The following is a 21,459-nucleotide window of genomic DNA, read 5'->3' on the forward strand; positions in this document are numbered from 1 at the left end:
AACTGAATAATTTAAATTTTGGTTCAATACACATTTGAAAACCGCAACCTTTACAGAAAAGCGCAAATTTATCGTTAAACTGGGCAAAATGCTTCATAAATACGGCACCCCTGCCTATCGCCTAGAAGCCCACTTAATGGAGGTGGCCACATACCTTGGTCTAAAATCATCGTTTGTTATGTCACCTACATCGGTCACCTTTGTTATTTGGACCGATGGTCATGAAGATGAATACACGCACGTTGCCCGCGTTGACCCGGGCGATCATGACTTAGGTTCGCTTGCAGATACCGATGATTTAGTGAATAAAATGCTTAATGATGAATTAACATTGCAAGACGTGGACCAGCAACTTGATATTATTTTTGACGCACCTAACCCTTATAACAAGATCATAACGGGCCTTGCTTTTGCCACGTCGGGGGGTGCATTTGCAATGCTCATGGGCACCAGCTGGAACGACGTTCTTTGGTCCGCTTTATTAACCTTTATTGTATACTTGTTTGTACTGTGGTCTAGCCTTTCTAGGCGTGTTGCTCACATGCTCGAGCCACTGGTAGCGATTGTATCAGCTATTCTAGCATGCGGTATTAGCGTTTACTTAGACGCGCATATTAATATTCGATTAATTGTTCTCTCTGCTATTATTGTATTTATACCCGGTTTAGCCTTAGCACTTGGCTTAGCCGAATTAGCAGCAAGGCATTTAGTCTCAGGCACAGCACGCGTAATGGACTCTTTTATGTTGCTGTTTAAACTCTACTTTGGCGCATTTATTGGTATTGCTATTGGTTTTGCACTATTCGGCCAAGCCGACTTTGTACAACCTGAGCCTTTACCAAAATGGACCGCATGGTTAGCCATATTTTTACTTTGTAGTAGCTTAATTGTGATTTTTAGAACCAAACTAAAACATGCTACTTGGTCAATTGCCTCTGGATTTATTGCTTATGGCACCAGCATTGGCTCGGCAATGTATTTAGATTACACACTCGGCACTTTTGTAGGCGCATTTTTGGTGGGTGTATTTAGTAACTTATTTAATCGAATAGCGAACGCACCCGCTTCTATTGTGGCTATGCAAGGTTTGATTGTATTAGTCCCTGGTAGCAAAACCTATATTGGTTTAAATTCGTTAATAGAAGGGCAAGACTTTGTGTATGCCGAGCACATTGGTCAACAAACATTCCTAATATTTATGTCACTGGTGGCTGGGTTAATCTTCGCCAACGTCGCACTACCACCGAAAAAGAGTTTATAAATGGATACGCGCTGAGCATGGCGCGTAACCATCACTGCTGTAACTGCTTCATTAAACGCCCTCTTTTGAGGATTAATCGCATTTTTTAGTAAATTGAGTGCACCTTGCTATAATGACCAAAATCTAATAAAGCAAAGGAAAAATCATGCTAAAAACTAGCTTAGCACTGGCTATTGGGCTTTCAAGTTCATTGGCATTTGCGCAATCGGCCATAACCGTTGAAGATATCCCAAAAATCCAATCTGTGATCCAAACCAGCGTTAGTCCAGATGGCGACAACATCGCGTTTACACGATCGTTACCGCGCACATTATATGTTGATGAAAACGGCAGTAATTACAGTGAACTTTATGTTGTAGATGATAAAGGCGTTGAGCGCCCTTTTATCACTGGTTCAGTCAATATTAAAAGCATACAATGGTCAAACGACAGTAAAACAATTTATTTTTTAGCCAAGCTAAAAGACGATAAGTTTACCGCGTTATATCAAATTCCTGTTGATGGCGGTCAAGCACAACATGTTCTTGCTTTAAAAGACACTTCAATTTCAAGCTATAAATTAAGCCCAAACAACAAACAAGTGGCTATTTTAGCCATGCCTGCGGCAGAAAAGTCAGAAAAAGAACTTAAAAAGCTTGGCTTTCAAGCAGAAGTTTATGAGCAAGGCTTAAAAAACAAACAGCTGTTTATTGTTGATTTAGCCAAAGCAGATAAACCACTTACACCAACGCCATTGAATATTGACCACTATGTAAGCGATGTAAATTGGTCAGCTCAAGGGGATAAATTACTGGTTAAAACTCAGCCAAGTGCATTAATTGACGATAAGTACATGAAATCGCAATGGCATTTGTTTGATATTACAAGTAACAAAGTCACTTTATCGTTTAACACCGAAGGGAAGCTTGGCGATGCAGAGCTGTCTCATGATGGTAAATACATTGCTATTTTAGGCGCAGAAGATAAGCATGACCCTGCGACGGGTCGGTTATTTATTGCCGACACTAAAACGGCAGAAATCACTGAATGGTTACCTAACTTTATGGGCCACGTTGCTGATTTTGAATGGTCGCATAAGCGTAATACGCTTAATTTTATTGCCAATGTGGGCACGCAAAGTTTTGTAGCGAGCATTAAAGCAGGCTCTAATAAATACAAAAAAATAGTTAACGAAGGCAAATTCATTGCTTCACAGTTAAGTGTGTCAAACTCAGACAAAACACTTGCAATTCGCGGTAATACAGCAACGCATCCAAACGAAGTATTTATTATACGTAGCAATAAATCGACACGTTTAACTGATTCCAATAGCTGGTTAAACGACAAGCGTTTTGCCAAACAAGAAACAATTACCCTAAAAGCACGCGATGGGGTAGAAATTGATGGCATACTAGTTTACCCGCTTGACTATAAGAAAGGCATACGCTACCCGCTAATTATGTCGGTTCATGGCGGCCCTGAAAGCCATGATAAAGACGGTTGGCTGACTAACTATTCACGCCCTGGTCAAATGGGCGCCGCACGTGGTTATGCGGTATTTTACCCTAACTACCGGGGTTCAACGGGTAAAGGCGTCGATTATTCAAAATTAGGCCAAAACGATTATGCAGGTAAAGAGTTTGACGACTTAATTGACTTTAAACAGCATCTCGTTGATATGGGCCTAGTTGATGCAAAACGTGTAGGTATTACAGGCGGCTCTTACGGCGGTTATGCATCAGCCTGGGGGGCAACAAAATTAACCGAGCACTTTGCAGCAAGTGTTATGTTTGTTGGAATAAGCAACCAACTTTCAAAATTTGGCACCACTGACATTTCAAACGAAATGAACCTAGTTCATGCCCGTTCATACCCATGGGATAAATGGCAATGGTATTTAGAGCGCAGTCCTATTTTTTGGGCCGGTCAATCTAAAACACCGCTGCTTATTATGCACGGTAAAGACGATCCACGTGTTCACCCAGCCCAATCAATGGAGTTATACCGTTACATGAAAGTACAAGGTAAAGATGTACGCCTTGTATACTACCCAGGTGAAGGACATGGTAACCGTAAAGTAGCTGCGCAATACGATTACAGCTTACGCTTAATGCGCTGGATGGATAATTACTTAATAGAAGGTAAAAAAGCCATGCCTGAATTTGAAATTAACCATGCAGAAAAATTAAAAGCGATAAAAGACGCTAATAAATAAAGCACTCATAAACAAACACATTAACTATGAGGCGATCACTTGCCTCATAGTTAAACACATATCACAACGGTGGTGTTTGTATTTGAAGCATAGAGCATTTTGCTTTCACAATGACTTAATTTAAGTAATTTAAAATAACGTTTAAAAACACGCCTCCCTATTTTGCTTACAAAAATAAATGATTCTCTCTTTATTTATGCGTTTAACACCAACTTGCGCATCCATTTAACGAATTAGTACCCTCTGCTGTATAAAAATTACATTAAGCAGACATTAATAATTGTAAATGCAATTGATAATGATTACTATAAGCACCTCTTTAAGTATTACATATAATAGCATTCTAAAGGAAGTAAAATGAAATCACGTCCACTGTATTTGGCTACATTAATCAGCGCAGTTTTGTCGGCTCCATACGTTTTAGCAGACGACGATAATACCACTGCAAATATGGAAGTAATGGTTGTAACCGCCTCTGGGTACGAACAAAAATTAATTGATGCCCCAGCCAGTGTGTCGGTTATTTCACGCGATGAATTAAAAAACAAACCATTTACCAGCCTAGCAGACGCTTTAAGAGATATTGAAGGGATTGACGTAGGCGCAGGACAAGATAAAAACGGCAACATTAGCATTACTATGCGCGGTTTACCGGCAAGTTATACCTTGGTACTTATTGATGGCCGTCGTCAAAGCGACGTTGGTAATATAGGACCAAATAACTTTGGCAACAGCCAGTTTATGTATATGCCGCCACTTGAAGCCATTGACCGTATTGAGGTTGTTCGTGGGCCAATGTCTACTTTATACGGTGCAGATGCCATTGGTGGTGTGATTAACATTATTACCCGTAAAAATCTTGATACGCTTCATGGCAGCGCGACCGTAAGCAGTAATATTCAAACTGATTCACAATACGGTGATGATAATAAGGTCGATTTATATTTAACGGGACCAAGCAGCATAGATAACCTTACTTATGCTTTACGCGGTAGCTTTTATGACCGTGACGAAAGCAAGCCAACCTACAGCGAAAGCCGCGAACTTCCAGATGGTACTATGTGGGTAGATGATGGCAGTTTTGGCGATAAAAAAATTGTTGCCGCACGTAATTACAATGTCGGTGGTACGTTAAACTACCAAGTAAATAAACAAAACGAGTTGAGCTTTGAATACGATGTTGCTAAGCAACGCTATGACAACACAGAAGGTCAAACAGGCACGCTTGATAGCCCTAACAGTCTATGGCGTGCTCGCGGCGGCATAGTGCAGCCACGCGTAGGGTATACGCCTTATCAACGTGTTGAGCGTGAACAGTTTGTCCTCGCCCATGTTGGCCGCTATGACGCTGGCACGCTTACCAGCAGCATTACTCAAAGCAGCAGTGAAAACTTTGGTCGTTCATTGCCTTTAAATGTACAAGAGCGTTTAGGTGTGCAAGCTATTTGGGACCAAGCGGTACAAGAACAAGGCACCGACAAGCCAGAACTAACGGATGCAATTTACGCTCAACTTGATGAGACTTTTTTACCGCGCCCCATGCGTACATTAAAACTTGATAACTTAATAACTTAATTATTAATACTAAGTTTGAATCAAATATAGATAACCACTATTTTGTAGTAGGCGGACAATATTTTGATGCCGAAATGGAAGATGGTGTATTTGGTATGTACGGGGATGGTTTCCGTGAAGGTACGACTCAAAGCCACCGCCAAACCGCTATTTTTGCAGAAGATAATTGGGAATTAACCACAGATATAACTGCAACTTTCGGCGCCCGTTATGATCACCATAATATTTTTGGCTCACAAGTCAGTCCGCGTGCTTATTTAGCGTATTCTCCGACAGATGAATGGACCTTGAAAGGGGGGATCAGTACTGGTTATAAAACACCAGAGCCAAATCAATTATTCCCAGGCATTACCGGCTTTGGTGGCCAAGGTACTCGCCCTTTCGTTGGCACACCTGACTTACAACCTGAGACCAGTGTAAACTACGAAATGGCCGCTTACTTTAATGGTAGTGATGATTTTAGTGGTAACGTAACGGTGTTTTACAATGATTTTAAAGATAAGATCATTAATCAAGATAATTTACCAAATTGTGAAGTTGCCCCAGCAGGTGCGCCATGTGTTGAAATAGGCGATGGTTGGGCCGCTATAGGCATCACTCAGTTTTCACAAGCTGCTAATGTTGATGAATCATCAACACGTGGCCTCGAGTTAGCTGCAAATTGGCACATAACGAATACTTTAACACTAAGAGGTAATTACACGTACACCGACAGTGAAGTTAAAAGTGGCCGCGATGAAGGGTTACCGCTGGTAAATACGCCTAAAGATATGACAAACGTAACCCTTGATTGGCAAGCAATGGAAGATTTAACGGTATCACTCGTTTCTGAAATTCGTAGTGACCGTTTTCGTGGTACTGCCAATGTATCTGGTCCGCAAGGCCCACAAACACAAAAACTTTATTATAAGCCTTATGAGCTGTTTCACTTAGCCGCTAAATATAAAATAAACGACAACTTAGTCCTCAATGCGCGAGTAAACAATTTACTCGATGATGATTTATCTAGCCGAAGCTGTTTGCTCGCTGCATCAGAAGATGAATTTGAATGTACCTCTGATTACAACACCACGCAAAAAGCACGCAGTGTTTGGTTATCAATGAGCTACAGCTTCTAAGGTATTTTATGTAGCTAAAGGCGTGCATTAATGCACGCCTTTAGCTTGTCTATGGTATGATCTGCGACAATTACTTTTTTGTTGTTTTAAGCGCTACTGTTATGCATAACTCTGCTGTGTGTTTTACCCCTTTTAATGAAAATATCAATACGATAGCCCTACCTGAACAGTTTACGTTTCCGTTTTATTATAAGCCTCATCCGCTGGCTGTTATTGCTACTAAGCAATTACAGCAACAGCTTAATACGGCAATACCTTATCAACAAAATGAAACTGTAAGCGATGAGACAATAGGGAAAATGTTTGGCGTACTGATTGTAAAAAATAAAGCCGATCAAATAGGGTTTTTAGCCGCGTATTCAGGACAACACAAGGCGTTGAACACATCAATCTCATTTGTACCTGCCGTGTCAGATATGCAATTGAATGACCCTGTATTTTTAACACAAAATAAAGTCATCAATGAAATCAATAGTGAAATACACATATTAGAAAACAGCAGTGCATACAAAGAAACCAAACAGCAATTAGCCGTTGCGTTAGCATGTTATGAGCAACAGCTTTTAGCTAAACAACAAGCAATGCAATTAACCCGTAAGGAGCGTAAAAAACAACGACAAATGGCCAGCGATCAACTTAACGCCCACGACGTTGAAAAGCTAAAAGCTAAACTTGCAGGACAAAGCATTGCTGAAAAAAAGCAGCTACACGCATTAAAGCAAACGTGGCAAATTAAAATAGCGCAACTTGAGCAATTACTTACGCAACATACTGACCGAGTAAAACAATTAAAAAAGCGGCGTAAAACACTGTCTAAAAACTTACAAAAAAAATTATTTGCCCAATACCAGTTTTTAAATGCAAACGGCGAAGTTACTGACTTAAATGCTATTTTTGCAAAATCACCAGAACATACGCCGCCAGCCGGCGCCGGTGATTGCGCTGCACCTAAATTATTACAATATGCTTACACTCATCATTTAAAGCCACTGGCTATGGCTGAATTTTGGTGGGGCGCCCCCCCTAAATCAGCAATTAGGCACCACTTACATTATTACCCATCGTGTTATAGCAAATGCCAGCCTATTTTGGGGCACATGCTAAAAGGCTTAAATGTTGAAGAAAATCCGTTACTGAACAACCCTGCTAAAGGCAAAGACTTAACTATTATCTATCAAGACGATGATCTATTAGTCGTGAATAAACCCGCTGAATTTTTATCAGTACCGGGGATCAACATTGACGATTCAGTGTATATGCGCATCAAAACACAATTCCCACAAGCCTCAGGCCCGCTTATTGTGCACCGATTAGATATGTCGACCTCAGGGTTATTAATGATTGCATTGAATAAACGTGCGCACAAATCACTACAAAAACAATTTATCGAGCGCAGTGTAGAAAAGCGTTACGTTGCTTTAGTGACTGGCACTATTAGCGAAGATAAAGGCACTGTAGAGCTCCCTTTAACGCTCGATTTTAATGATAAACCACGGCAAATGGTGTGCTATAAAACAGGTAAACCCTCACTGACAACGTGGCAAGTACTGGAGCGTAAAAATAACACCACTCGCTTGGCGCTCTATCCTAAAACAGGCCGTACCCATCAGTTACGCGTTCATTGTGCTCACCACTTAGGATTAAACACGCCTATCGTTGGCGACACCCATTACGGTGAAGAAGCAGAGCGATTACATTTACACGCCGAGTATTTAGCCTTTAGCCACCCTATTACACAAACCCGATTAGAGTTTGAGGTCGCCGCTGATTTTTAAAACTAAACTAAAAATCAATTAAAGTCGTATAGAATGCGCTGTTATCCAGAATAAATTGCACTATAAATCAATTATTTTTTAAATATGCACTACTATTTGCAAGATGACTAAAAGTATAAAAATTTACAATTGACTGAAAGATATTTGTCCCTTTCTTGGTCTGTTGTACTCATCAAACCATAAAAATAGAGAAACACGATTTGAAATACACGTATTTGGCTTTAACACTCGCGCCCCTTTTACACTTGCCTTTAGCTGCTCAAGCTAATGATACAATCGATACTGAAACTATGGAGCGAATTGAGGTGGCAGGCCAAGCGCTTAAATCTAAAAATCTCTCTATAAAAAATACCACAATAAATGGTCCCTTTGGCGACAATCTTAATTTGCAAGATATTGCCCGCTCAATTACGCCAATTTCTAAAGACCTTATTGAACAACTTAACATTACCACCTTGCATGATGTGCTTGCTGTAAGTCCAAATACATATGCAGCCAGTGGCTTTGGGGCTCCCAGCTTACCAACCATACGTGGCCAATTGGGCGAGCTATTTCAAGATGGTACACGCCGCCAAGCCGGTAATAATGGCTTTGGTGTACCCCTGTCGTTTAACGCCATAGCGCAAATCGATGTAGTTAAGGGCGCGCCACCAGTATTGTTTGGTTCAAGCCAACGTAACGGTGGCTTTGTCAACTTACACTCTAAAACAGCGTCAACCGATGAGCGAAAAGGCAATGTAAAACTTGCTGCTGGTAGCTGGGATCAATACACAGCACAGCTTGATTACACCGCCCCCATTGTTGATGATAAAGTAGGCCTACGCATTAGCTACGAACATCTTGACCACGGCAGTTATTATGACTACACAGCCACAAAAAGTGATAGCTTATTTGCAGCATTACGGGTTTTACCGGATGATAAGAGCAGTTGGGATATTAATTTTGAATTATATCAAACAAAATTTACTGATAACGCAGGGATAAATCGCCCCACGCAAGCGCTTATAGATCATAGCCTCTATATTACCGGCCAAGGTGTACAAGCAAATGGCAGCACGATTCCAAGCGCGGGCTCAATTATATCGCCTACAGGGCAAGTGAAAATTAATACCAGCCGCGTACTGACCGATCCAGATAATCTAAACCAAGCCACTACTTACCTATTACACAGTATTTATAATCGTGTGCTTTCAGATACCCTGTCGATAAAAAATATTAGTTACTTTCAACATTTACAGCGTGAAGAAATAGCACAAAATAGCTTTGTTGAAATAATAGATGGCGCCGATACCGCACAAAATCGTACTGAACTAACGTACCAGTGGCGTGATGAGCAGCAAACACTTTTTGCCTTTGATGTGCGCTACAACAAGGTACTTGGCTACAGCCAATTTACTACCGAAGCCGACACCCCTATTGATTTAACCGGCCCGCTTGCCAATCGTCGCATTGTATTAACCGACGCACAAAAAGCGCGTTTAGTTGAACTGCGCCCAGGTGTTTTTGTATCGCCTGGTGGTCAGTACGATATAAACGGCGATGGCAGTGGCGATTTTAACCTATCAGACACCACCGATTCGCGCTCTTGGCAAACAGGGATAGCCATTCAACACGATTCAAAGTGGACTGATAAACTTCGCACGAGTGCAGGTTACCGAGTTGATTTTTATGATGTAGAGGCACGCGATCCAATTGCCCCTCAAGGGCAAATAGCAGCCAGTGATAGTATTAACGATACACTGCAATCAGCGCAGCTAAGTGTTAATTACTCACTCAATAACGATTTAACCACTTACGGCGCAGCAAGTTACAACGAGGCGACTGCAAATAGTATGGCCGGCGGTAATACGCTAGCTGCTGATAACACCATTAGCGCACAAAATTTTGCCACCGAAAATACCTTAGTTGAATTGGGTGTAAAGTATGCACCAGCCCAAAGCAGTTGGTATGCTGATGCCGCATTATTTAGCCAGCGCCGAAGCTTACGTAATCGCGATGGTAGCAATACCGGCATTCGTACCTCTGGATTTGAAAGCCAAGTATTTTATGACGCTTACCCATATTGGTTAAGTGCAGGTTACAGCTACATTGATGCACGCTACGACAACTCTGCTACAGGTCAAGATTCAGCCCAAATAGCCGATGCGTTTGACAACTCGCGTCCCGACATTATTGTTGGCAATGGCATAGGTGCGCCAAGTTACACAGCGTTTGCTCCCTCGAATCGTCAAGTGCAAGGTATTCCGGAGCAATCATTAAGCCTTAATGCTAATTACACAATTACACCTAAGTGGCAAGCCGGATTTTCTGCGATGTACTCTAAAAGCTACCCACTGGACTTTTTGGCAACCGTATATATACGCGATCAACATACCATAAATGTAAATACTAGCTACGCGATTACTGCTGCGACTAAATTAAGGCTGGATGTAAATAATATAACCGATCAGCAAAACTGGCGACCTGTGTTTGAAGGCGGCTATTTTGGGGCTACACTCGCGTTCCCAGAGTTACCTATTAACGCCAAGCTGACACTGACCCACAACTTTTAAATCGTTTGAGAGATAACATGTTAAAAAAATTAGGTTTGTTGTTATTAGTGGCAATTGGTGTCGGCTTATTCTTTTATTATGACCTGAACCAACTTTTAACTCTAGAAGGGTTAAAAGGCTCAATGGCACAGTTTGATGAATACAAAGCCCAATCACCTTTGTTGGTTATTGGCGGATTCTTCATACTTTATATAGTAGTGACTGCGTTATCGCTACCCGGCGCAGCTATTTTAACATTGGCCGCAGGGGCATTATTTGGTTTGGTACACGGAGTGCTCGTTGCCTCATTTGCCTCAAGCATAGGTGCAACGCTTGCATTTTTAGTCTCTCGGTATTTATTACGCGATACCATTAAACAACGCTTTCCTGAACGTTTAGCCGCAATTGATAAAGGTGTAAAAAAAGAAGGCGCATTTTACTTATTTACGCTGCGTTTAGTGCCGGTTTTTCCGTTTTTTTTGATTAACCTACTCATGGGTTTAACCGCCATAAAGGCATGGACTTTTTACTGGGTGAGCCAAATAGGCATGCTCGCGGGTACCTTTGTATTTGTCAATGCGGGTACTCAGTTAATACAAATAGACAGCTTATCAGGTATTTTGTCGTTAGATTTAATCCTATCGTTCGTGTTATTAGGTGTGTTTCCGCTGATTGCAAAAGCAATTATAAAAGTAATTAAAAAACGCCGTGTGTATAACAATTATACCAAACCGAAAAAATTTGACCGCAACATGATTGTTATTGGTGCAGGTGCAGGTGGATTAGTTACCAGTTATATTGCCGCCGCTGTTAAAGCCAAAGTCACCCTGATAGAAGCCGGTGAAATGGGCGGTGATTGCTTAAACACCGGGTGTGTCCCAAGCAAAGCCATTATTAAAAGTGCTAAAGTTGCTCAACAAATGCGCAATGGCGAAAAGTACGGTTTAGAAAACAACACAGTGCAATTCTCATTTAAAAAAATTATGGCACGTGTGCACCACGTTATTGCCGACATTGCCCCGCACGACAGCATAGAGCGTTACACAAATTTAGGCGTAGAAGTAATAAAAGGCTACGCTAAACTCATCGACCCATGGACGGTAGAAATTAAATTGAACGATGGCGGTATACAAACACTTACCGCGCGTACCCTTGTTATTGCCACTGGCGCACGCCCTTTTGTGCCACCATTACCCGGAATTGAACACACAGGCTATGTGACCAGTGATACCGTTTGGAATAAATTTGCAAAGCTCGATGAAGCACCTAAAAAACTCCTCGTTTTAGGTGGCGGCCCTATTGGTTGTGAACTTGCACAAAGCTTTGCCCGCTTAGGGTCAGCGGTAACACAAGTAGAAATGGGCGAACGTATTATGAGCAAAGAAGATGCTGAGGTATCGGCGTTTGCTCATCAATCACTGACCGATAGTGGCGTTAATATTTTAACCTCGCACCAAGCGCTACGCTGTGAAGTTCGGGGTGATAAAAAAGTGCTTGTGGTCAAACACAACGATAACGAAATCGACATTGAGTACGACGAATTACTTTGCGCCGTTGGCCGAAGTGCACGTTTAGAAGGTTATGGTTTAGAAGAGCTTGGGATTGAAACTAACCGCACCGTACTGACCAATGAGTATTTAGAAACCCTCTATCCTAATATTTATGCAGCAGGTGATATTGTTGGCCCGTATCAGTTTACCCATGTAGCGGCGCATCAAGGTTGGTATGCGGCCGTAAATGGGTTATTTGGCCAGTTTAAAAAGTTTAAAGTGGATTACCGCGTTATTCCATGGACCACCTTTATTGACCCTGAAGTAGCACGCGTTGGCATAAATGAGCAAGACGCCATAGAAAAAGGCATTGATTATGAAATCACCCGGTTTGACTTTAAAGAGCTTGACCGCGCTATAACCGAAAGCGCCAATAACGGTTTCATTAAAGTAATTACCCCTAAAGGTAAAGATAAAATACTTGGTGTAACTATCGTCTCTGAACATGCAGGTGATTTAATCGCTGAATTTGTATTAGCAATGAAATACGGTTTAGGGCTTAATAAAATATTAGGCACGATTCATAGCTATCCTACATGGGCAGAGGGTAACAAATATGCCGCTGGCGAATGGAAGCGCGCTCATGCCCCTGAAAAAATACTTAATGTGTTAGAAAAGTACCATGCATGGCGCCGAGGTTAAGCCAATGTTTACTTTATTTAAGCTGATATTTTTAAGCGCATTGTTTAGCTCCTTTTTTAGCAATGCACAAAACCTTCACGATGACTGGAATACTTTATTAAATAAGCATGTAGTTAGTATTAATAATAACCACAGCACGGTAGTTGATTACACAGCAATAAAAACTGAACATTTGCAATTAAAACGTTACTTAGCATCATTGACGGCTGTTTCAAAAAATGAGTTTGATAAATGGATAAAACCAAAGCAACTGGCATTTTTAATTAATGCTTATAACGCTTTTACCGTTGAGCTGATCGTCTCTAACCTGGCAAGTAAAGAGTACCCAGATCTTAAATCAATTAAAGATTTAGGCAGCTTTTTTAGCTCGCCCTGGAGCAAAGAGTTTATTGTATTGCTAGGTAAAACGCGCAGCTTAGATAATATAGAGCATGACTTAATTAGAGGCAGTAGTAACTATAATGAACCCCGTATACATTTTGCGGTTAATTGTGCCAGTATTGGCTGTCCAGCTCTTCGTTCTGAGGCTTACACAGCAGAAAAACTAGAGTATCAATTACACCAGCAAACTGTGCGATTTATATCCGATACTACACGTAACAAAATACAAGGCAATACACTAAAACTGTCCTCTATATTTAAATGGTATAAAAGTGATTTTGAAAAGGGGTTTATGGGAGCAAGTTCACTGTCACAGTTTTTATACCTGTATGCTGATACCCTTAACTTACAGCCTTCGCAGCAAAAAAAACTAAAAAACGATAACATAAAAATAGACTTTTTAGACTACAACTGGGATTTAAATGCGAATTACTAATAGCTTACCTCGTTGTTTTTACATATATTTTATTAGCATCTTTATACTTACAAGCCTAGTAACTAGTTTTAGTGTTTTTGCCAATAAAGCCAACCATGCTGACTGGCAACATACACAAGATCAAGGCAAAAAGCAGAGCGTTTATTTTTATGCCTGGGGCGGCGATGCGCAAATCAATGCCTATATTCAATGGGCTGCAAAACAGCTTAAAGCACACTACACCATTAACTTAGTGCATGTTAAACTCAGTGATACCAGCGAAGCGGTAAGCCGTGTACTTGCAGAGAAATCAGCGGGCAATCACACCCAAGGCAGCGTTGATTTAATTTGGATTAACGGCGCTAATTTTGCCACCATGCGTCAACATAATTTACTTCTTAAAAATTGGGCTAATAAATTACCTAATTTTATTTATACAGACCCTGAAAATAACCCCAGTGTGCTATTTGATTTTGGTTTACCCACTCAAGGAATGGAATCACCTTGGGGGCAAGCTTCACTGACATTTTATTACGATAAATTAGCAACTGCTTCCCCCCTACAACGCTGAGTGAATTACTTAGCTGGAGCGAAGCCAATCCAGGTCGGTTTAGTTACCCTAAACCCCCTGACTTTTTGGGTATTAGTTTTTTAAAATACGCCTTAGTGGTGCTGCACAGCAACAGTGATAGTGAATTAAAAGCACAGCTAAATCAGCCAGCCAACACCGAAAACACGGCACAAGTACTTGCCCCATTGTGGAGGTTTTTAAATAAATTGCATCCTAACTTGTGGCGTAGCGGCAATTATTTTATGCAAAGCGGCCTACAAATGCGCCGTTTAATTGATGATACAGAGCTCAGTATTGGCTTTACTTTTTCAGCCCCCGAAGTACCAGCTGCGGTAATGCGTTACGACTTACCCAAAAGCATTCGCAGTTATGCGATGACGGATGGCAGCCTAAGTAACACTCACTTTGTAGCAATTCCTTATAATGCAAGCCATCCACACAGTGCGCAATTAGTGGCTAACTTTTTATTAAGCCCCGCCGCACAAGCGCAAAAACAAAAACCCACTATATGGGGTGACAAAACAGTATTAATTCAATCAAGCCTAACTGATGAACAACAGGCGTTATTTAAAACGACACAGCCTCACCCTAGCGCGCTACCTCATAATAGTATTAAACGCACACTCAGCGAGCCACACCCAAGCTGGGTGAAAGCAATTAACACCGGTTGGGAAGCACGCTATGGGGTAAAACCGTGAGTAAAACGCACTATTCGCGTGATTTTTTTTCACGGTTAATCAAAATAAGCCCTTACTGTTTACTGGCATGTTTAACTGTACCTGTATTTGGCGGCTTAATGGGCGTGCTTTTACCCGCCTTTGGCTGGGCACCCGCGCTAAATGAAACCAGCATTAGTTTAGCCGGATTTAACGCTTTGTGGCACACACCTGGTCTTACGCAAATGGTGGGGCTGAGCATACGAACTGGGCTTATTAGTACATTAATCGCATTTATATTGATGCTGATGATACTTGCTGCATTTTTTAATAGTGTATGGCTAAAACGAATCGAGTATTTGTTAAGTCCCCTATTAGTGATCCCCCATGCTGCAGCAGCAATTGCTGTCGGGTTTTTAATTGCACCATCTGGGTTATTTACCCGTTTGATCTCCCCTTGGATAACCGGATGGCAATTAGCGCCTGAAGGAATGTTACCCTATGATGCTTTTGGTTGGAGCATTATTATTGGGCTAACACTCAAAGAGCTGCCTTTTTTATTACTCATTGCATTGGCTATTTTGGCGCAGCCTGAACTTGGCAAAAAGCTGCGCAAGCAACATCACATTGCTATGAATTTAGGCTACTACCCTATGGTGGCTTTTTTTAAAGTGGTGCTACCAAACATATACCCTATGCTACGCTTGCCCATTTTTGCAGTACTTGCTTATGCCAGCGCCAGCGTAGAAATGCCGCTAATACTTGGGCCAAACACTCCCCCTACTTTAGCTGTTGCTATTATGCATTGGTTTAACGATGTTGATTTGAACTTACGTATAAAAGCCTCCGCTGGTGCCCTATTACAATTAGCGACCACCGCAGGATTATTATTGATCTGGGTAGCGTTTGAAAAAACGATTGCCACGATTTTTAGCGACGCATTAATTAATGGCCGAAGAAATTATGCGCATCAATGTGTTAGTGCGTTTACTCGCATATCTACGAGTTTTATTTTTGCTTTTATTGCCGCTGCGTTAATTGGTTTAATAATGTGGTCTTTTGCTGGCTATTGGCGCTTTCCAAATGTGGTGCCTTCAAGCTTGGTATTAATACACTTTGAACAGGCATTAACACAGATACACACCCCTTTATTTAATACCTTAATAATAGGACTCGTTAGCACAGTGTTTGCCACCATTATGGTGTTATTGTGTTTAGAAGCTGAACAACTAAGCAAAAAATTGCTATCGAAATGGACACAGTTAATTATTTATTTACCATTATTAGTGCCTAGCATCGCTTTTTTATTGGGCATAGTATGGCTACAACAGCTGCTAAATAGTCAGTATGCCTTCTTTAATGTCATATTTGTGCATATTTTATTTGTTTTACCGTATGTTTTTTTATCTCTTGTTGATAGTTACAGGCGTTTAGACCCTCGATTAACGCGTGTTGCTGCAAGCTTAGGTGCAAGCCCCTGCAAAATATTTTTACAGGTTAAATTACCGCAACTTTTTGCCCCTATTTTAATTGCGATGGCTCTTGGACTGGCAATTAGTTTTGGTCAGTATCTACCAACACTGTTAGCGGGAGGCGGACGAATAGCCACAATAACAACCGAAGCGGTAACTCTTGCCAACGGTGCAAGTAGGCGCACCAGTGCCGTGTATGCAATACTGCAAATGGGGCTGCCCCTACTCGGTTTTATATTTGCATGGAGTTTACCTCGCTATGTCTTTAATAATAAGTACGTTTAACATGAATAAACTAAAGGGCATTTAATGCTGTCATCCTTAAAAATTAAACATTGTCAGTTTTACCGCCAAGATAAATTATTACTAAGCTTGAATGAGCAAGTTAATGGGGGTGAAATCCTCACGATTATGGGGCCGTCGGGAAGTGGAAAGTCCAGCCTATTAAATTGGCTTACTGGGGCATTACCCTCAGAGCTTCATGCAACGGGTGAAGTATGGCTAAATGATATTAATATTAGTCTCATGCCCAGCCACCTGCGCCATGTTGGTGTGTTATACCAAGACCCACTGTTATTTTCGCATTTATCTGTGGGTGGCAATATTAGCTTTGCTATGCCAAAAATGAATAAAGCACAACGACTACAGCAAATAAATGAGGCTCTCGCCCGTGTAGGCTTAGCTGGAATGGCCAAGCGCCACCCAGATAGCTTATCTGGTGGCCAGCAAGCACGTGTTGCTTTATTGCGTTTATTACTTAGTAAGCCCAAAGCAATTTTACTCGACGAGCCCTTTAGTAAACTTGATCAGCAGTTACGTATTGAAACTCGTCAGTTGGTATTTTCACAAATTAGAGAACACCAATTACCTGCAATTATGGTGACCCATGACGAAAATGACGCAATAGCAACCCATGGCAAAGTCATTCACTTAAACGCACAAGGTGAACCTTAATGTTAGATAAGTTTATTACCCCCCTAATACAGCCAGTGCTTACAGCATGCGTAAAACAACTGCATCAAAAAGGAGTCAGCGCCGATCAATTAACCTTAGGAGGCTTTTTAATTGGCTTATTAGCGGTTCCTCTAATTATTTTTGAATACTGGCTCGGCGCGTTAGCGGTTATTTGTATCAATCGAGTGTTTGATGGCCTTGATGGCGCATTAGCACGCTACGCAAATAATAGCTCAAGTGCTGGGGGGTATTTAGACATCACGCTCGACTTTTTATTTTATGCGCTTATTCCTTTTGCGTTTATCTTAACAAACCCAGAGCAAAACTCACTTGCAGGCTCATTGTTGCTCGTTACATTTATTGGCACAGGATCAAGCTTTTTAGCGTTTGCTATTGCCGCTGAAAAGTTTAAACTCGACAAACCGCAGTTTAAATACAAAAGCTTTTATTACTTAAATGGCTTAACCGAAGGCACAGAAACTATCGCACTCTTTGTTGCTTTTTGTATTTGGCCGCAACATTTTTCAATACTGGCCATTTTATTTGCCATTGCCTGCGCGATTACTATTTTCACCCGTATATATGGAGGTTATTGTACGTTAAAAAATCAAGAGAAGGCACTCAATGAGGTAAATAATGAGTTATGAAGTATATTGGAGGCTGGGCTTTTTTTTCGCTGTGCTAGTGATAATGATGCTGCTTGAATGGCAAAAACCGGCACGCAAATCCGTTATTAAAAATAGGGCTCGTTGGTTAGCTAATTTTGGATTAACATTTACCTCTACCCTGCTTGCACGCCTAACAGTTCCCATAGGGTTAACCGCCATTGCTCTTTACTATCAGCAACATAATATAGGCTTATTTAATCAGCTAGCACTTTCGCCGGTGACCACCGTGGTATTGAGTTTGTTGTTGCTTGATTTAATTATTTATTGGCAGCACCGATTATTTCATACCATTCCCATTTTATGGCGTTTACATCGTGTACATCATGCTGATGCACACATTGATACCAGCACAGGGCTTCGTTTTCATCCTCTTGAAATTATACTTAGTATTGTTATTAAGCTCATTGCCGTTACTTTACTCGGTATACCCCCATTGGCAATTTTAATTTTTGAAATAAGTTTAAATGCTTTAGCACTGTTTAATCATGCAAATATTCGCTTGCCGCATTATATTGAAAAGCCACTGCGTTTAGTGTTGATCACTCAAGTGCTGCATCGTATACATCACAGTCAAAACCCCGAGGAAACAAACAGCAATTTTGGATTTAGTGTTACTTGGTGGGACCGACTTTTTTACAGTTACAAACCAATAGCTAAACTACCAGACAATAAGTTAGATATAGGTCTGCAACAATATCCTGATCCAAAACAAAATGCTTCCTTATGGCAGTTGTTAATAATGCCATTTAAAAAATAGCAATGAGGCTTAGGTAAAAAATAACAAAGTGCAGCTGATTGCTCTTTATTCATAACATTATTTAGACCCCATTAACAAAAACAGCCAATTAAAGTAAATCGATTGTAAATTAATTAAACAAATTCTTGACCCAATTAAGATTCCCCCATATCATTTGTAAGCGCTTTCATCATTCGCACACAAAAATGTAAGCGCTTACAAAACATGAAAAATCAACATATAAACACTATTCTGACAATAATCAGTTGAACGGGGTTCAGTTATGAACATTGAAACAACACGCATTACTCGCCTTTTGGCTGCTATTTCGTTAGCGTCATTAGCAGGTTGCGGTGGTGATGCAGCTACCACTAAAACCAATCTTGAAAAAGTAGAACCTGCCCAACCAGTCTCTGACTGGCGTATGGTGTGGAGCGACGAATTTGACGGTACTAGCATTGACACAAACAAGTGGAACTATGTTTTAAATTGTGCCGGTGGGGGTAACAACGAAAAACAATGTTATACCGATAACGAACAAAATGCGTTTGTTAAAGATGGCATATTAAATCTGGTAGCCCTACCTGCCGAAGACGGTGCTGAAAAACCTTACACATCAGCACGCTTAAATACCCGTTACAACGCTGATTTTACTTATGGTCGTTTTGAAATGCGTGCAAAGTTACCTTCAGGGCAAGGTAGCTGGCCTGCATTTTGGATGATGCCCACTGACGAAGAGTATGGTACATGGCCTCGCTCAGGTGAAATAGACATTCTAGAGGCTGTAAATTTAAAAACAGTGGCTGAAGATGGCACCGTTGAAGCAAATATTCATGGCACACTTCATTATGGTCGTGAATGGCCTAACAGCTCAAGTTCTGGTAAAGCGTATACATTTCCTGAAGGCATGAATCCTGCTGACGATTTTCATACTTACGCTATTGAATGGCAACAAGGCGAAATTCGCTGGTACGTAGATGGCTATTTATATGCTACGCAGCGTCGCTCTGAAGTTCGTTACAATTCTAAAGATGAAGCAGTAGGCCTAAAACATAAAGGTTGGTTTGCTGAATACTTTGAACAAGGTAGTGGCGAGCTTACAACGCATTGGGATAATGCCCCGTTTGATAAAGACTTTTACCTTATTTTAAATAACGCTGTTGGCGGTGATTGGCCTGAAAACGTGAATAACTTAGGCGTTGATACAGCAGCATTTGCAGAGGGTCAAAGCTTTGAGATTGATTACGTACGCGTTTATCAATGTGCCGCTAATACTGACACAGGTAAAGGCTGTGAAACAGTGCGCCCAGGTTACGAAAACCTAGCAGATGCACTTGTTGAAGGTAAAGCGCCAGTACCTACTCCACCAAGTGATGGTGTTGCAAAAAACCTTGATATATTTAATGGCAGCTTAAACCCTAACTGGATTGCATGGGATTGTTGTGGCGGCACAACACCAGAAACCATTACCGATGCTGACAAAGGCGATGTTGTTAAATTTAATATCAATGATAATAACGGTACCGTATTAGGCTTTTCTACCCGTGGCGGTCACTTTCCCGATGATTTTACTGGTACTTCATCACCATTTGACGCTTCTTTACTGCTTGATTTAAATGGCCGTGTATCATTTGATATGAAAGTAGTGACTCCGCCAACATCTTCAACTACTTGGTTATTAAAGGCTGAAGCCGGTGATGGTGGACCTAATACGGGTGACGTCCCACTTAGCGATAGTGTTGAAGGCGTAACACCGGTTACTGGCCAATGGCAAACCTATACATTCCCGCTTTCTTTACTACAAGAAAGAGGCTTAGATCTAAGTGCCATTGATGTATTAATGGTATTTCCAGAATGGCAAACAGGTGGTGGTGCAGAGTACTTAATTACCAATGTTGTGATTGAAGGTGATTTACCTCAAAGCCCAGAAGTTGACTTATTTACAGATGGGCAAAACTTAGATTGGCCAATGTGGGATTGTTGTGGTGGCTCTACACCAACAGAAGTATTGGATGACGAACAACATGGTTTAACCGCCGAATTTAGTATTGGCGAAGCACCTACAGTAATGGGCTTTAACACCCGCACATCTGCAAACGGAAGCGGTACTCCATTTGATGCAACCAGCATTTTAGAAAGTGGTGTACTCCAGTTTGACCTAAAAGTAATGTCAAACCCGAATAACCCTGATGCAACTTGGTTAATGAAAATAGAATCTAATGAAGGTGATACCGCAGTAGAAGTACCGCTTACAGATGCTGGTGGTGCGCCAGTAGTAGGTGAATGGCAAACATACACCTTTACGTTCGCTGATTTAGCCGGCGCAGGTTTAGATGTAAGTGCGATTGATGTTGTAATGATATTCCCAGCTTGGGGAACAGGCGAAGGTGCTGTTTACCGTGTTGATAACGCAAAAATGTACGATCCAAATGCATCAGCAGGCGATGAAATTACTATTTTCCAAGACACTGCCACAGATATGTGGGAGATTTGGGACTGTTGCGGCGGCTCTACCCCTACTGAAGAAGTTGACGATGTTGAGCACGGTACTGTAGCAGAGTTTGTAATTGGCTCTGCACCAACTGTGATGGGGTTTATAGCTGACGAGGGTATTTCTTTCGATGCTTCAGCTATTTTAACAAACGGTGTAGTTCAATTTGAAATGAAAGTGGTCACACCGCCTAATAACTTAGACGCTCAATGGTTATTTAAAATTGAGTCAACAGGCACCGCTTCTGCAGTAGAACTTCCACTATCAGATAGTGTCGAGGGCGAAATCCCGGTCACTGGGCAATGGCAAACATATACGTTTACGTTGCAGTCGCTGTTTGATGCTGGTTTAGACATTAGCGATATTAATGTATTAATGATGTTCCCTACTTGGGGCACAGGCGAAGGCGCAGTTTACCGTATTGACAATGTCGTTATCGCAAACCCTTAAACATCTATTAAGTGGCAGG

13 protein-coding genes and 1 pseudogene are annotated in these 21,459 nt (G+C 41.3%); all 14 read left to right on the forward strand.

The annotated features are described in order from the left end of the window. Window positions 1–34 precede the first annotated feature (34 nt). The 14 genes and pseudogenes from AC6H44_RS17950 (at window position 35) to AC6H44_RS18015 (ending at window position 21,440) form a co-directional block, all read left to right on the forward strand. Window positions 35–1,261: a threonine/serine exporter family protein gene (locus AC6H44_RS17950; protein ID WP_500738584.1), complete on the forward strand. Its 1,227-nt coding sequence runs from the start codon at window positions 35–37 to the stop codon at window positions 1,259–1,261. A gap of 145 nt (window positions 1,262–1,406) precedes the next feature. Continuing rightward, on the forward strand, window positions 1,407–3,455 hold the full coding sequence (locus AC6H44_RS17955) for a S9 family peptidase (protein WP_500738586.1): 2,049 nt from the start codon (window positions 1,407–1,409) through the stop codon (window positions 3,453–3,455). Window positions 3,456–3,812: 357 nt separating this feature from the next. Next, window positions 3,813–5,030: a TonB-dependent receptor plug domain-containing protein gene (locus AC6H44_RS17960; RefSeq protein ID WP_500738587.1), complete on the forward strand. Its 1,218-nt coding sequence runs from the start codon at window positions 3,813–3,815 to the stop codon at window positions 5,028–5,030. Window positions 5,031–5,104: 74 nt separating this feature from the next. Continuing rightward, a complete protein-coding gene (locus AC6H44_RS17965) occupies window positions 5,105–6,148 on the forward strand; it encodes a TonB-dependent receptor domain-containing protein (RefSeq protein WP_500738588.1) in 1,044 nt (347 codons plus the stop codon). 101 nt (window positions 6,149–6,249) lie between these two features. Next, the gene (locus AC6H44_RS17970; protein ID WP_500738589.1) at window positions 6,250–7,923 is read left to right on the forward strand and encodes an RluA family pseudouridine synthase; all 1,674 of its coding nucleotides are present in this window, start codon (window positions 6,250–6,252) and stop codon (window positions 7,921–7,923) included. 200 nt (window positions 7,924–8,123) lie between these two features. Then, the gene (locus AC6H44_RS17975) at window positions 8,124–10,475 is read left to right on the forward strand and encodes a TonB-dependent receptor (RefSeq protein WP_500738590.1); all 2,352 of its coding nucleotides are present in this window, start codon (window positions 8,124–8,126) and stop codon (window positions 10,473–10,475) included. 17 nt (window positions 10,476–10,492) lie between these two features. Next, window positions 10,493–12,646 (forward strand): dihydrolipoyl dehydrogenase family protein, encoded by a 2,154-nt coding sequence (locus AC6H44_RS17980; protein ID WP_500738591.1) that lies wholly within the window; start codon window positions 10,493–10,495, stop codon window positions 12,644–12,646. A gap of 4 nt (window positions 12,647–12,650) precedes the next feature. Further along, window positions 12,651–13,463, forward strand: a complete 813-nt coding sequence (locus AC6H44_RS17985) for a DUF547 domain-containing protein (RefSeq protein ID WP_500738592.1) — start codon at window positions 12,651–12,653, stop codon at window positions 13,461–13,463. A gap of 43 nt (window positions 13,464–13,506) precedes the next feature. Next, window positions 13,507–14,711, forward strand: a pseudogene (locus AC6H44_RS17990) (ABC transporter substrate-binding protein). Continuing rightward, window positions 14,708–16,426: an ABC transporter permease gene (locus tag AC6H44_RS17995; protein WP_500738594.1), complete on the forward strand. Its 1,719-nt coding sequence runs from the start codon at window positions 14,708–14,710 to the stop codon at window positions 16,424–16,426. Before AC6H44_RS17990 ends, AC6H44_RS17995 begins: the two are co-directional and overlap by 4 nt. 24 nt (window positions 16,427–16,450) lie before the next feature. Continuing rightward, window positions 16,451–17,095, forward strand: a complete 645-nt coding sequence (locus AC6H44_RS18000) for an ATP-binding cassette domain-containing protein (RefSeq protein ID WP_500738596.1) — start codon at window positions 16,451–16,453, stop codon at window positions 17,093–17,095. Continuing rightward, complete coding sequence (locus tag AC6H44_RS18005; protein ID WP_500738597.1) at window positions 17,095–17,742, forward strand: CDP-alcohol phosphatidyltransferase family protein; 648 nt, start codon at window positions 17,095–17,097, stop codon at window positions 17,740–17,742. The genes AC6H44_RS18000 and AC6H44_RS18005 overlap by 1 nt, the downstream gene beginning before the upstream one ends. Next, window positions 17,732–18,520 (forward strand): sterol desaturase family protein, encoded by a 789-nt coding sequence (locus tag AC6H44_RS18010; protein ID WP_500738599.1) that lies wholly within the window; start codon window positions 17,732–17,734, stop codon window positions 18,518–18,520. The genes AC6H44_RS18005 and AC6H44_RS18010 overlap by 11 nt, the downstream gene beginning before the upstream one ends. A 262-nt stretch (window positions 18,521–18,782) precedes the next feature. After that, window positions 18,783–21,440, forward strand: coding sequence for a family 16 glycosylhydrolase (locus AC6H44_RS18015; protein ID WP_500738601.1), 2,658 nt, complete (start codon window positions 18,783–18,785; stop codon window positions 21,438–21,440). Window positions 21,441–21,459 lie beyond the last annotated feature (19 nt).

This window comes from Pseudoalteromonas sp. TAP-3C (assembly GCF_059888565.1).